The organism is Enterobacter sp. MGH85 (genome assembly GCF_001037655.1).
Taxonomy (GTDB): domain Bacteria; phylum Pseudomonadota; class Gammaproteobacteria; order Enterobacterales; family Enterobacteriaceae; genus Enterobacter; species Enterobacter intestinihominis.
In genome coordinates, this window is record NZ_KQ089925.1 from 4,196,157 (window position 1) to 4,209,666 (window position 13,510).

The window sequence follows — 13,510 nt, forward strand, 5'->3', positions numbered from 1 at the left end:
ACACTTTTCGCGTCTCTGATATGCTATGGTTAATTCATACCATAAGCCTAATGGAGCGAAATATGCGAGTTCTGGTAACAGGTGGTAGCGGTTACATAGGAAGTCATACCTGCGTACAACTTCTGCAAAGCGGCCACGATGTCGTCATTCTTGATAACCTGTGCAACAGTAAGCGCAGCGTGCTGCCGGTCATTGAACGCCTTGCGGGTAAACAGCCGACTTTCGTGGAAGGCGATATCCGCAATGAAGCATTGATGACTGAAATCCTTCACGATCACGCGATTGAAACCGTTATCCACTTCGCGGGCCTGAAAGCGGTGGGCGAATCGGTAGCAAAACCGCTTGAGTACTACGACAACAACGTCAACGGTACCCTGCGTCTGATCTCCGCCATGCGTGCGGCGAACGTTAAAAACTTTATCTTCAGCTCTTCCGCGACCGTCTACGGCGATCAGCCAAAAATTCCTTACGTTGAAAGCTTCCCGACCGGTACGCCGCAAAGCCCGTATGGCAAAAGCAAGCTGATGGTAGAGCAGATCCTGACCGACCTGCAAAAAGCCCAGCCTGAGTGGAGCATCGCGCTGCTGCGCTACTTCAACCCGGTTGGCGCGCATCCGTCAGGCGACATGGGTGAAGATCCGCAAGGCATTCCAAATAACCTGATGCCGTATATCGCGCAGGTTGCCGTAGGGCGTCGCGACTCCCTGGCGATTTTTGGTAACGATTATCCCACCGAAGACGGCACCGGCGTGCGCGATTACATTCACGTGATGGATCTGGCCGACGGCCACGTGGCGGCGATGCAGCAGCTGGCGGATAAACCGGGCGTGCATATTTACAACCTCGGCGCCGGCGTCGGCAGCAGCGTGCTGGATGTGGTGAATGCCTTCAGTAAAGCCTGCGGCAAGCCAGTGAAGTATCACTTCGCGCCGCGTCGTGATGGCGACCTCCCGGCTTACTGGGCCGATGCCACCAAAGCGGATAAAGAGCTTAACTGGCGTGTTACCCGCACGCTTGATGAAATGGCACAGGATACCTGGCACTGGCAGTCACGCCATCCGCAGGGTTATCCGGATTAAGGATTTGTCATGACACAATTCAATCCCGTTGATCACCCGCATCGTCGTTTTAACCCGCTCAGCGGGCAATGGATTTTAGTTTCACCGCATCGCGCCAAGCGCCCCTGGCAGGGGGCGCAAGAGACGCCTGCCAAACAGTCGCTGCCGCAGCACGATCCGGACTGCTTCCTCTGTCCGGGCAACACGCGCGTGACGGGCGATACAAACCCGAACTACAAAGGCACCTTCGTTTTCACTAACGATTTTGCGGCGCTGATGACCGACACGCCGGACGCGCCGGAAAACCACGACCCGCTGATGCGCTGTGAAAGCGCCCGCGGCACCAGCCGCGTGATCTGCTTCTCTCCCGATCACAGCAAAACGCTGCCGGAGCTGAGCGTTGAGGCGCTGAAAGAGGTGGTCAGCACCTGGCAGGCGCAAACGGCGGAGCTGGGCCAGACCTATCCGTGGGTGCAGGTATTTGAAAATAAAGGCGCGGCGATGGGCTGCTCTAACCCGCATCCGCACGGCCAGATCTGGGCGAACAGCTTCCTGCCGAACGAAGCCGAACGTGAAGACCGGCTGCAAAAAGCCTATTTCGCCCAGAACGGTTCGCCGATGCTGGTGGATTACACCCAGCGTGAACTGGCGGACGGCAGCCGCACTGTGGTGGAAACCGAGCACTGGCTTGCGGTAGTCCCTTACTGGGCGGCGTGGCCGTTTGAAACGCTGCTGCTGCCAAAGGCCCATGTTCAGCGTATTACGGACCTCAGCGACGCCCAGCGAGACGACCTTGCCCTGGCGCTGAAAAAACTGACCAGCCGCTACGACAACCTGTTCCAGTGTTCCTTCCCCTACTCCATGGGCTGGCACGGTGCGCCGTTTAACGGCGAAGAGAATCAACACTGGCAGTTACATGCACACTTCTATCCGCCGCTGCTGCGTTCTGCGACGGTACGTAAATTCATGGTGGGCTATGAAATGCTGGCGGAAACCCAGCGCGACCTGACGGCGGAACAGGCGGCAGAACGCCTGCGTGCCGTTAGCGACGTCCATTACCGCGAATCAGGAGTCTAAAAATGAGTCTGAAAGATAAAACACAATCCCTGTTTGCTGAAAAATTTGGCTACCCTGCCACCCATATTATCCAGGCGCCAGGCCGCGTTAATCTGATCGGCGAGCACACCGACTATAACGACGGTTTTGTCCTGCCGTGTGCCATCGACTACCAGACGGTAATCGCCTGCGCGAAACGTTCAGATCGTAACGTGCGAGTGATCGCCGCGGATTACGGCAATGAAATTGACGAATTTTCCCTCGATGCGCCGATCGTGACCCACGACAGCCAGCAGTGGTCGAACTATGTTCGCGGCGTGGTGAAGCATCTTCTGAAGCGTAACAAGAATTTCGGCGGGGCCGATCTGGTGATCAGCGGCAACGTTCCGCAAGGGGCGGGATTAAGCTCTTCCGCATCGCTGGAAGTGGCGGTCGGCACCGTGTTCCAGCAGCTTTATCATCTGCCGCTGGACGGGGCGCAGATCGCCTTCAATGGTCAGGAAGCGGAAAACCAGTTCGTGGGCTGCAACTGCGGCATTATGGATCAGCTGATTTCCGCGCTGGGCAAGAAAGAACATGCTTTGCTGATTGACTGCCGCTCCCTCGGGACCAAAGCGGTTCCACTGCCAAAAGGTGCGGCTGTGGTGATCATCAACAGCAACTTCAAACGCACACTGGTGGGGAGCGAGTACAACACCCGCCGCGAGCAGTGTGAAACCGGCGCGCGCTTCTTCCAGCAGCCAGCCCTGCGTGATGTCTCACTTGACGAATTTAACAAGGTTGCCCACGAACTGGATCCGGTTGTCACGAAGCGCGTGCGTCACGTGCTGACGGAAAATGCCCGTACCGTAGAAGCCGCCTCCGCGCTGGCGAAAGGTGACCTGAAACGGATGGGCGAGCTGATGGCCGAATCGCATGCCTCCATGCGCGACGATTTCGAAATCACCGTGCCACAAATCGACACCCTGGTTGAAATTGTGAAAGCCACGATTGGCGACAAAGGCGGCGTGCGTATGACCGGGGGTGGATTTGGCGGCTGTGTCGTCGCCCTGGTGCCGGAAGAGCTGGTCCCTGCCATTCAGGACGCGGTGGCTAAACAGTACGAAGCCAAAACGGGCATCAAAGAAACTTTCTATGTCTGCAAAGCATCACAAGGAGCCGGACAGTGCTAAACGAAACACCTACTCTCGCACCGGATGGTCTGCCGTATCGCCTGTTGACCCTGCGCAACAGCGCCGGGATGGTGGTTACGCTGATGGACTGGGGCGCAACGTTACTTTCTGCCCGCGTACCAATGCCTGACGGCAGCGTGCGCGAAACCCTGCTCGGCTGCGCATCGCCCGAGCAGTATATCGAGCAGACCGCTTTTCTGGGCGCATCCATAGGCCGCTACGCCAACCGCATCGCCAGAAGCCGGTTTACGCTGGACGGCGTAACCTATTCCCTGCTTGCCAGCCAGGGTGAAAATCAGCTGCACGGCGGCCCCGAAGGGTTTGATAAACGTCGCTGGAAGATTGTGCAGCAAAATGACCGTGAGGTCTGGTTCTCTCTGGACTCCCTCGACGGAGACCAGGGCTTCCCGGGCAATCTCACCGCAACCGCGCGCTTTACCCTGACCGAAGATAATCGTATCGCCATTGAGTACCGCGCGATCGTCGACAAGCCGTGCCCGGTCAACCTGACTAACCACGCCTATTTCAACCTTGACGGCAATCAGACCGATGTCCGCAGCCACAAACTCCAGATCCTGGCGGACGCGTATCTGCCGGTCGATGAGATGGGGATCCCTTATCAGGGGCTGAAACCGGTAAGCGGTAATAGCTTTGATTTCCGTCAGCCGAAAACCATCGCCCAGGATTTCCTGAGTGATGACGATCAGCGCAAGGTGAAAGGCTACGACCACGCTTTCCTGTTGCAGGCGAAAGGCGATCTTTCTCAACCTGCCGCACAGGTCTGGTCTGCGGATGAGAAGTTACAGATGACGGTCTACACCACCGCCCCTGCCCTGCAGTTCTACTCCGGTAACTACCTGGAGGGGACCACGGCGCGTGAACATAACGACTACGCCGCCTGGCAAGGTCTGGCGCTGGAGAGCGAGTTCCTGCCGGACAGTCCTAACCATCCTGAATGGCCGCAGCCTGACTGTGTGCTGCGTCCGGGTGAAGAGTACGTAAGCGTCACAGAGTATCATTTCATTCCGCGCGCATAATGTCCGGCGGCGCTACGCGTGCACGGGCCTACGAATGTAGGCCGGATAAGCGAAGCGCCATCCGGCAAAAAGCCTGGCCCTCACCGCGAGGGCTTTTTTCCGCTCAGCTTGCTGAAAATAGCGGCGATCGCAGACAAAATCATAACCCTGGATTCACATGCATCTTACACTCTCGAACTATTTTCGCTATGGTTAGGGTTAAGCGTTGCTGCTGGCACAGTCACGGCAATATAATGAGAATTGTTATCATTCAAAATGCTTGAGGAGTAAGAAATGGCTAATACTAAGCTTGTCCTGGTGCGCCACGGCGAAAGCCAGTGGAACAACGAAAACCGCTTCACCGGTTGGTATGACGTTGATCTGTCCGAGAAAGGCGTGAGCGAAGCAAAAGCGGCAGGTAAACTGCTGAAAGAAGAAGGCTTCACCTTTGACTTTGCTTACACCTCTGTGCTGAAACGTGCCATCCATACCCTGTGGAACATTCTGGACGAGCTGGATCAGGCCTGGCTGCCGGTTGAGAAATCCTGGAAACTGAACGAGCGTCACTACGGTGCGCTGCAAGGTCTGAACAAAGCAGAAACCGCAGAAAAATACGGTGACGAGCAGGTTAAGCAGTGGCGTCGTGGTTTTGCGGTCACGCCTCCAGAGCTGAGCAAAGATGACGAGCGCTACCCGGGCCACGATCCGCGTTACGCGAAGCTGACTGAGGCTGAACTGCCGCAGACCGAAAGCCTGGCGCTGACCATCGACCGTGTTGTGCCTTACTGGAACGAAACCATTCTGCCACGCCTGAAAAGCGGCGAGCGCGTCATTATCGCTGCTCACGGTAACTCCCTGCGTGCGCTGGTGAAATACCTGGACAACATGGGTGAAGATGAAATCCTCGAGCTGAACATCCCTACCGGCGTGCCGCTGGTGTACGAGTTCGACGAAAACTTCAAGCCAGTTAAACATTACTACCTGGGTAACGCCGACGAAATCGCTGCAAAAGCGGCGGCCGTGGCGAACCAGGGTAAAGCGAAGTAATTTTCGCCGGACATAAAAAAAGCGTGGAGCAATCCACGCTTTTTTATTGCCCGCGATAAACTTAACCGCGACGCGCTTTTACCGCATCCGCCAGCTGACGCAGGATCGCATCGGTATCATCCCAGCCAATGCAGGCATCCGTCACGCTCTTACCGTAGACCAGCGGCTCGCTGCCCTCCAGATTCTGATTGCCTTCCACCAGATGGCTCTCAATCATCACCCCAATCACTGCGCGTTCACCGTTGGCGATTTGCTGACAAACGTCTGCACCAACTTCCATCTGCTTTTTGAACTGTTTGCTTGAGTTCGCATGGCTGAAATCGATCATGATCTGCGGCGCCAGTCCCGCTTTCTCCAGACCCGCCTTCACTTCCGCCACGTGTTTTGCGCTGTAGTTAGGCTCTTTACCGCCGCGCAGAATGATATGGCAATCGCCATTACCGCTGGTATTCACGATAGCCGAGTGGCCCCACTTAGTCACCGACAGGAAGCAGTGCGGCGCGCCAGCCGCATTGATGGCATCAATAGCGACTTTGATGGTGCCATCAGTGCCGTTTTTGAAACCCACCGGGCATGACAGGCCAGACGCCAGCTCACGGTGAACCTGCGATTCAGTCGTACGCGCACCAATAGCGCCCCAGCTCATCAGGTCAGCCAGATACTGCGGGGTGATCATATCGAGGAATTCTCCGGCAGCAGGCAGCCCGCTGTCGTTAATCTCCAGCAGCAGCTTACGCGCAATACGCAGGCCGTCGTTGATCTGGAAACTGTTGTCCATGTGCGGATCGTTGATCAACCCTTTCCAGCCCACGGTGGTACGCGGTTTTTCGAAATAAACGCGCATCACAATTTCCAGTTCGCCCTTCAGCTCTTCGCGCAGGGTGAGCAGACGTGACGCGTACTCTTTGGCCGCAGCAGGATCGTGAATGGAGCACGGTCCGATGACCACCAGAAGACGATCGTCGCTACCTTTCAGGATCTTGTGGATCGCCTTACGGGCATGAGACACCGTGTTGGCGGCATTTTCGGTGGCGGGGAATTTTTCAAGGAGCGCTACGGGAGGTAATAACTCATTGATCTCTTTAATGCGTAAATCGTCGTTCTGATAATTCATCTTCTTTCCGGCTCTGCCATATCTTTAGTAATGAAAGCAATGCTTTCAATCTAACTTGTCGGTCACGAAGTGTAAACGGGATTTTACACTTCGCGCAGATAATTCCTGGAATTCGCCTAAAATACGCAACAAAATAGCGAAAAATGAGATCTCGCCTAAGCTTTTTACTTGTAACGACTGTTTTTAAATACTTATACGCGATTCCATCCTGACATAATTCAGGAATCTGGGATCTTTCGCCACTGAACAAGATGCACTGTTGGAGAATGTTATCCAGCGTAACGATAAGAACAGGAGCACCATGATGAAAATGACGAAACTGACTACGCTTTTCCTGACGGCAACCCTTACCCTGGCAAGCGGTAGCGTACTGGCAGCCGATACAGGCTCCTCCGGCAGCAACGGCGACGCGAATGCCGCTGCCGAAGCGGGCCAGGTTGCGCCGGATGCAAAACAGAATATCGCGCCAAATAATGTTGATAACAGTAATATCAACACGGGCAATACCAACACCGGCGGTACGAATACCGGCACGATGAACCATGACGGTATGAGCACTGACGAAGTTCACAAAAACTCAATGTGTAAAGACGGGAAGTGCCCGGACCCGAATGACAAAGTGGGCAGCGATGCCAATCCCAAAACGGACGGTACTACCCAGTAACCTTCCGTAAGGTAAAAGAGGGAGAGCGAATGCTCTCCTTTTTTATTTAAGCTCTTAAAAACGCTACACTAAAAATAATAATAAATCAGGAACGATACCATGGCGCACTCCCACTCCCATTCCCACTCCACTGGCGATGAAAATGCCAAACGGCTTCTGCTGGCTTTTGGCGTCACTGCCACCTTTATGATTATTGAGGTGACAGGCGGACTGATCTCCGGATCGCTGGCGCTGCTGGCCGATGCCGGGCATATGCTGACCGACGCTGCCGCGCTCCTGTTTGCTCTGCTGGCCGTGCAGTTTGCACGTCGCCCTCCCAATGCCCGCCACACCTTTGGCTGGCTCAGACTCACCACACTTGCTGCGTTCGTGAATGCGATTGCACTGGTGGTTATTACCATTCTTATCGTCTGGGAGGCGTTTCAGCGCTTTCGTCATCCACAACCGGTAGCCGGAACGACGATGATGGTGATTGCTATTGCCGGGTTGGTCGCCAATATTCTGGCATTCTGGATATTGCACCGCGGCAGCAGCGAAAAAAATCTGAACGTACGGGCCGCGGCGCTTCACGTGCTGGGCGATCTGCTGGGTTCCGTAGGTGCCATCGTCGCCGCGCTGATCATTATGGGTACGGGCTGGACCCCCATCGACCCGATTCTTTCCGTGCTGGTATCGTGCCTTGTATTACGCAGTGCCTGGCGGCTGTTGAAAGAGAGCGTGAATGAACTGCTGGAAGGCGCTCCCACGTCGCTGGATATTGGCGAGCTAAAACGCAATCTGTGTCGTTCCATTCCTGAAGTCCGTAACGTTCACCACGTTCACGTCTGGCTGGTGGGTGAGAAACCGCTTATGACGCTGCACGTTCAGGTTATTCCGCCCCACGATCACGATGCGTTGCTTGAACGTATTCGGCACTTCCTTGAGCATCACTACGAAATTGCGCACTCCACCATCCAGATGGAGTATCAGCCCTGTAACGGGCCAGACTGTCACCTGAACGAGGCGCAGTCCGGCCACTCACACGAGCATCACCATTAGCGGGAAAGCGCACGAGAGCCACGCTCACGCGCGCTGTTGATCCACATGCGGCTACCGTTCAGGGCAATGACGGTCAGCAGCATATACTCCAGCGACATGGCATAAACGCCCTGACGGGCAAAAATCACCACGCTAATCACGTTGATGACCACCCACAGCAGCCAGTTTTCAACGTATTTACGGGTCATCAGGATCATTGCGGCAATTGACAGCACCATCATGCAGGAATCCCAGAACGGGAAGGCATCAGGCTGAAGCTCAGGCATCGTCACGTTTAATCCCAGACCCGACATGACCGAGACCGCCACGCGCGTCAGGAAGGCAAATACCGGGTCAATAAAGACGGTCATAAAGCCGATTGCCACCACGCAGGCCGCGAGCCAGGCAATGGCTTTTGGCAACGGCAGCCAGCGGATTTGCAGCTCCGCCTCCTGCTGACTGTTTTGCCGCGACCAGGCGTACCAGCCATAGATATTGGCCGCGAAGAAGAACAGCTGCAGAAGCAGGCTGGCGTAGAGCTGGATCTGGAAGAAGATGATCGCAAACAGCGTGACGTTTATCAGCCCGAACGCATAGTTACTGATCTTCTCAAGGCTGGCCAGCCAGATACAGAGTAAACCGGCCAGCGTACCTACCGCTTCAATCCACGACAGGTCATAGCCGCCCGCACCAATCGGAATATGAACCAGGATGTTCTGTGTGCTAAAAAAATCCATTTTTTCTCCGGGGCGTAATAAGTTAAGTACGTAGTGTAGCCGCAAAATCCAGCATACGGTTAAGCGGAATTAACGCGCCTTCGCGCAGGGCGGCGTCTACGTGGATCTCATGCGCTGCGCCACCGATCTCCAGCCCCTCCGCTATCGCCTTAAGTCCATTCATCGCCATCCACGGGCAGTGCGCGCAGCTTCGACAGGTCGCCCCTTCTCCGGCGGTTGGCGCTTCGAGCAGCTCTTTTTCTGGTACGGCCTGCTGCATTTTATAGAAGATACCGCGATCGGTCGCCACGATGAGCTGCTTATGCGGCAGGGTTTTTGCCGCGTTTATCAACTGGCTGGTTGAGCCGACGGCGTCCGCCATCTCAACAATCGACTGCGGCGACTCCGGATGCACCAGAATTGCGGCCTGCGGGTATAAGCGTTTCATCCTGGTCAGTGCCTGGGTCTTAAACTCGTCGTGAACGATACAGGCGCCCTGCCAGCACAGAACATCCGCACCGGTCTGTTTTTGTACGTAGTTTCCCAGGTGACGATCGGGCGCCCAGATGATTTTCTCCCCCAGGCTGTCCAGATGTTCAATCAGCTCAACGGCAATACTGGACGTTACTACCCAGTCTGCCCGGGCTTTCACCGCCGCAGACGTATTGGCATAGACCACCACGGTACGGTCAGGGTGGGCATCACAGAAGGCGGTGAACTCATCAATCGGGCAACCGAGGTCAAGAGAACATTCGGCATTCAGCGTAGGCATCAGAATCGTTTTTTCCGGGCTGAGGATTTTTGCCGTTTCACCCATAAAACGAACCCCCGCGACCAGCAGCGTGGAGGCTGAATGCTTAGCACCGAAACGCGCCATCTCCAGGGAGTCTGAGATACAGCCACCCGTCTCTTCCGCCAGCTGCTGAATTTCCGGGTCGGTGTAGTAATGCGCCACCATCACCGCATCACGCTCTTTAAGGAGGCGCTTGATTTTTTCACGATAGAACTGCTTCTCATCCCGGCTTAGCGGAGCTGGCTTCGGCGGGAAGGGATAGATTGCGGTTTCGGGATCAAACATCACACTCATTATGGCTTCTCGTTTTACTGGCTTAACAATATTGCCTTTGTTTTGCATGAGATAACAAAAATGAGGCAATGGTGTTTTATATACTAAACAAGATAGCGAATATGAGGGGGAATGTCATCGGGAAATGATGCCGGTAGCATTTGTCGGCTGGTGGCTTCGCCTTACCCGACCTACAAGGCACTGGCGAACGACAGATAGCAGAAAAGCGCCTTTAGGGCGCCTTTCTACACTGGTGGGTCGTGCAGGATGACTCGGCTTCGCCTCGCCCTTCGGGCCGTTGCTAAAGCAACGTTATCCTTCACGTGTAATATCTGAGTAAGACATTAAAATTGGTGGGTCGTGCAGGATTCGAACCTGCGACCAATTGATTAAAAGTCAACTGCTCTACCAACTGAGCTAACGACCCCTTACGGGATGTACTTCAAATCTATTCAGGCTGGTGGGTCGTGCAGGATTCGAACCTGCGACCAATTGATTAAAAGTCAACTGCTCTACCAACTGAGCTAACGACCCGAGTGGTGGGTGATGACGGGCTCGAACCGCCGACCCCCTCCGTGTAAAGGAGATGCTCTACCAACTGAGCTAATCACCCACTCTGTACTGCCGGAACTGCTTTAAGTGGTGGGTCGTGCAGGATTCGAACCTGCGACCAATTGATTAAAAGTCAACTGCTCTACCAACTGAGCTAACGACCCACTTTTGCGCTGCTTTCACGTTGTTTGATATCCCGTGGCAACGGCGGCATATATTACTGATTTAAGAATTCTGCGCAACAAAAATTTCGATGAAGATCACTTAACTGCTTAGGAATCATGCTGCACGACCAGAAATAACGCGATTTCTGGTCATGCGATAATCAACCCATCGAACTCAAACGTTTTTGCGCTTGTTTGGCGCCGTCTGTACCCGGGAATTTCGCAACCACCTGCTGATAAACCGCTTTGGCTTTTGCAGTGTCGCCTTTGTCCTGCATGATCACGCCGACTTTATACATCGCATCCGGCGCTTTCGGTGATTTCGGGTAATTTTTCACCACAGAGGCAAAATAAAACGCCGCATCATCCTTTTTACCCTTGTTGTAATTCAACTGACCCAGCCAGTAGTTCGCATTTGGCTGGTAAGTAGAATCAGGGTACTTCTTAACGAAGTTCTGAAACGCAACGATAGCATCGTCCTGGCGCGATTTGTCCTGTACCAGGGCAATGGCCGCGTTATAGTCCGTATTCGCGTCACCGCTTTGTACAGGCGCTCCAGACGACGCGGAGGCATCTGCCGCAGGTGCAGGCGTCGCCGCACCGCTTTGATCGCCTGCTACGGGCTGTGCAGCCGCACCGCCGCTGCTCAGGCTATCCATCTGCGACAAGATTTGCTTCTGGCGTTCCACAACCTGATTAAGCTGATACTGACTCTCCTGGATCTGACCACGAAGGGAATCGATATCGTTCTGGTTGTCAGAAAGTTGCTGCTGGAGTTGAGTTAAAAGCTGGCTGTGAGCGTTAGAGATACGCTCGAGTTGAGTGACCCGGTCTTCTACCGAGCCTGAGCCGACACTACTGATTGGTGCCTGAGCAAAAGCGGCCCAGGGGGCCGCTATTCCAACCAGTAACGACAGACTCATCAGATGATGTCTGAAGTTACTGCTCATGCAATTCTCTTAGTAAACGAGTACGGCACGACGGTTTTTGGAGTAAGCCGCTTCGTCGTGACCCAGTACTGCTGGTTTTTCTTTACCGTAAGAAACGATGGAGATCTGGTCAGCAGAAACGCCTTTACCCTGCAAATACATTTTAACAGCGTTTGCACGACGTTCACCCAGGGAGATGTTGTACTCCGGAGTACCACGTTCGTCCGCGTGACCTTCTACGGTGACTTTGTAAGACGGGTTGCTACGCAGGAAGTTTGCGTGCGCATCCAGCATCGCAGCGAAGTCAGAACGGATGTCGTATTTATCCAGATCGAAGTAAACGATGTTGTTCTGCTGTAACTGCTGCATCTGAAGACGCGCTTGCTCTTCAGAAGACATATTGCCATTGCCGTTAGCGTCCATACCGGTGCCGGCACCCATCATGCCTTCGCCGCTCTGGTCATTGCTTGCGTTCTTGTTAGAAGAACACGCTGCGATTGCCATAACAGGCAGAGCGATCATCAGCCCCTTCAGCACTTTGTTCAGTTGCATTTCTAAGATTCCTTTAGTAATCAATTAATTATTATTACAGATACGGCGACCAGGCAGGTGATTTTACCTGTCCATCAGTTGCCGGAAGACGCGCTTTGAAACGCCCATCTGTAGAAACCAGATTCAGCACGGATCCCATCCCCTGAGAAGAGCTGTAGATTACCATGGTGCCGTTAGGTGCCAGACTTGGCGTTTCATCCAGGAACGTTGACGACAGTATTTGTACGCCTCCCGTTACCAGATCTTGTTTGGCAATGTGCTGCTGACCACCCGCAGTGCTGACCATTACCATTGTTTTACCATCGGCACTGACGTCAGCATCCTGGTTCTGAGAACCTTCCCAGGTAATACGCTGCGCTGCTCCGCCGTTGATATTCACTTTATAAACTTGTGGACGACCCGCCTGGTCGGACGTAAAGGCCAGATTCTGGCTGTCCGGGAACCAGGTTGGTTCAGTGTTATTGCTACGACCATCCGTGACCTGACGGATCTGACCAGAACCAATATCCATTACGTACAGGTTCAGGCTACCGGTTTTAGACAGGGCAAACGCCAGTTTGGTACCGTCCGGAGAGAACGCAGGTGCACCGTTGTGACGTGGGAATGACGCAACCTGACGAACAGCACCGTTAGAGAGCGTCTGGATGACCAGCGCGGAGCGGCCGCTTTCGAAGGTCACATACGCCAGCTTTGAGCCGTCCGGAGACCATGCCGGAGACATCAGCGGCTGCGGTGAACGGTGTACGGTGAACTGGTTGTAACCATCGTAGTCAGAGACGCGCAGCTCATAAGGGAACTGGCCGCCGTTGGTCTGTACCACGTACGCGATACGGGTACGGAACGCACCTTTAATACCGGTCAGCTTCTCAAACACTTCGTCACTTGCCGTGTGGCCTGCGTAACGGAGCCACTGCTTGTTCACTTTATAAGTGTTTTGAGCCAGAACGGTACCCGGCGCACCGCCGGTATCCACCAGCTGATAAGCGACGTTATAGCCGCCGTCTGGCGCAGGGGTAACCTGCCCGACAACCACGGCATCAATACCCAGTGCAGACCATGCTGCAGGTTGAACTTCCTGCGCAGTACCCGGCTGCTGAGGCAGACGAGAACGATCTAAGGGGTTAAATTTACCGCTGTTACGCAGGTCAGCTGCAACAATGCCGCCAATATCTTCAGGCGCAGCGCCCGGGCCTGCCCACTGGAACGGAACGACACCAATCGGACGCGCCGAGTCCACCCCCTGGGTGATCTCGATACGTACTTCTGCGTGCAGTACAGCTGCCCACAGCATTAAAAAACTAACTGCTACACGTAATGCCTGCTTCATCATATCTCCCTTATCTGGGTAACCTTACCCACGATAATTTAGCAGAATGTTAACAAACCC

13 protein-coding genes and 4 tRNA genes are annotated in these 13,510 nt (G+C 54.4%); 7 read left to right on the forward strand and 10 right to left on the reverse strand.

Annotation, left to right across the window (positions count from 1 at the left end; all coding sequences use genetic code 11):
• The first annotated feature begins 62 nt into the window (after positions 1 to 62).
• From galE to gpmA, 5 genes are all read left to right on the forward strand, one after another.
• On the forward strand, positions 63 to 1,079 hold the full coding sequence (galE, locus tag SK51_RS19930; protein ID WP_022647482.1) for a UDP-glucose 4-epimerase GalE: 1,017 nt from the start codon (positions 63 to 65) through the stop codon (positions 1,077 to 1,079).
• 9 nt (positions 1,080 to 1,088) lie between these two features.
• Complete coding sequence (galT, locus tag SK51_RS19935) at positions 1,089 to 2,135, forward strand: galactose-1-phosphate uridylyltransferase (protein ID WP_022647481.1); 1,047 nt, start codon at positions 1,089 to 1,091, stop codon at positions 2,133 to 2,135.
• A gap of 2 nt (positions 2,136 to 2,137) precedes the next feature.
• Positions 2,138 to 3,286 (forward strand): galactokinase, encoded by a 1,149-nt coding sequence (gene galK, locus SK51_RS19940; RefSeq protein ID WP_032676357.1) that lies wholly within the window; start codon positions 2,138 to 2,140, stop codon positions 3,284 to 3,286.
• On the forward strand, positions 3,280 to 4,323 hold the full coding sequence (gene galM / locus SK51_RS19945) for a galactose-1-epimerase (protein ID WP_023305716.1): 1,044 nt from the start codon (positions 3,280 to 3,282) through the stop codon (positions 4,321 to 4,323). The genes galK and galM overlap by 7 nt, the downstream gene beginning before the upstream one ends.
• 273 nt (positions 4,324 to 4,596) lie before the next feature.
• Positions 4,597 to 5,349, forward strand: coding sequence for a 2,3-diphosphoglycerate-dependent phosphoglycerate mutase (gene gpmA, locus SK51_RS19950; RefSeq protein ID WP_003858562.1), 753 nt, complete (start codon positions 4,597 to 4,599; stop codon positions 5,347 to 5,349).
• A gap of 61 nt (positions 5,350 to 5,410) precedes the next feature.
• Here gpmA and aroG read toward each other — a convergent pair whose 3' ends face one another.
• Complete coding sequence (aroG, locus tag SK51_RS19955; protein ID WP_022647478.1) at positions 5,411 to 6,463, reverse strand: 3-deoxy-7-phosphoheptulonate synthase AroG; 1,053 nt, start codon at positions 6,461 to 6,463, stop codon at positions 5,411 to 5,413.
• A 304-nt stretch (positions 6,464 to 6,767) separates the two neighbouring features.
• On the opposite strand from aroG, the gene SK51_RS19960 reads away from it, so the two are divergent.
• Both SK51_RS19960 and zitB read left to right on the forward strand, forming a co-directional pair.
• Positions 6,768 to 7,127, forward strand: coding sequence for a protein YbgS (locus tag SK51_RS19960; RefSeq protein ID WP_023305715.1), 360 nt, complete (start codon positions 6,768 to 6,770; stop codon positions 7,125 to 7,127).
• A 99-nt stretch (positions 7,128 to 7,226) separates the two neighbouring features.
• Entirely contained in the window at positions 7,227 to 8,165 is a 939-nt protein-coding gene (zitB, locus tag SK51_RS19965) for a CDF family zinc transporter ZitB (protein ID WP_022647476.1), read from the forward strand.
• On the opposite strand, the gene pnuC is transcribed toward zitB, so the two are convergent.
• The 9 genes from pnuC to tolB all read right to left on the reverse strand — a co-directional run bounded on the left by pnuC (position 8,162) and on the right by tolB (position 13,450).
• Positions 8,162 to 8,881, reverse strand: coding sequence for a nicotinamide riboside transporter PnuC (pnuC, locus tag SK51_RS19970; protein ID WP_022647475.1), 720 nt, complete (start codon positions 8,879 to 8,881; stop codon positions 8,162 to 8,164). The genes zitB and pnuC overlap by 4 nt on opposite strands.
• Before the next feature lie 22 nt (positions 8,882 to 8,903).
• Positions 8,904 to 9,947 carry a quinolinate synthase NadA gene (nadA, locus tag SK51_RS19975; RefSeq protein WP_032676358.1) on the reverse strand — a complete coding sequence of 348 codons (1,044 nt, stop codon included), beginning with the start codon at positions 9,945 to 9,947 and terminating at the stop codon, positions 8,904 to 8,906.
• A 330-nt stretch (positions 9,948 to 10,277) separates the two neighbouring features.
• Positions 10,278 to 10,353: transfer RNA gene (locus SK51_RS19980), tRNA-Lys, on the reverse strand.
• A gap of 31 nt (positions 10,354 to 10,384) precedes the next feature.
• Positions 10,385 to 10,460 (reverse strand) — tRNA-Lys (locus SK51_RS19985).
• Positions 10,461 to 10,463: 3 nt separating this feature from the next.
• Positions 10,464 to 10,539: transfer RNA gene (locus tag SK51_RS19990), tRNA-Val, on the reverse strand.
• A 27-nt stretch (positions 10,540 to 10,566) separates the two neighbouring features.
• A tRNA-Lys gene (locus SK51_RS19995) sits at positions 10,567 to 10,642 on the reverse strand.
• A 161-nt stretch (positions 10,643 to 10,803) separates the two neighbouring features.
• Positions 10,804 to 11,592 carry a cell division protein CpoB gene (cpoB, locus tag SK51_RS20000; protein WP_023305713.1) on the reverse strand — a complete coding sequence of 263 codons (789 nt, stop codon included), beginning with the start codon at positions 11,590 to 11,592 and terminating at the stop codon, positions 10,804 to 10,806.
• Positions 11,593 to 11,601: 9 nt separating this feature from the next.
• A complete protein-coding gene (gene pal, locus SK51_RS20005; protein ID WP_003858578.1) occupies positions 11,602 to 12,123 on the reverse strand; it encodes a peptidoglycan-associated lipoprotein Pal in 522 nt (173 codons plus the stop codon).
• Positions 12,124 to 12,157: 34 nt separating this feature from the next.
• Positions 12,158 to 13,450 carry a Tol-Pal system beta propeller repeat protein TolB gene (tolB, locus tag SK51_RS20010; protein WP_023305712.1) on the reverse strand — a complete coding sequence of 431 codons (1,293 nt, stop codon included), beginning with the start codon at positions 13,448 to 13,450 and terminating at the stop codon, positions 12,158 to 12,160.
• Positions 13,451 to 13,510: the final 60 nt, after the last annotated feature.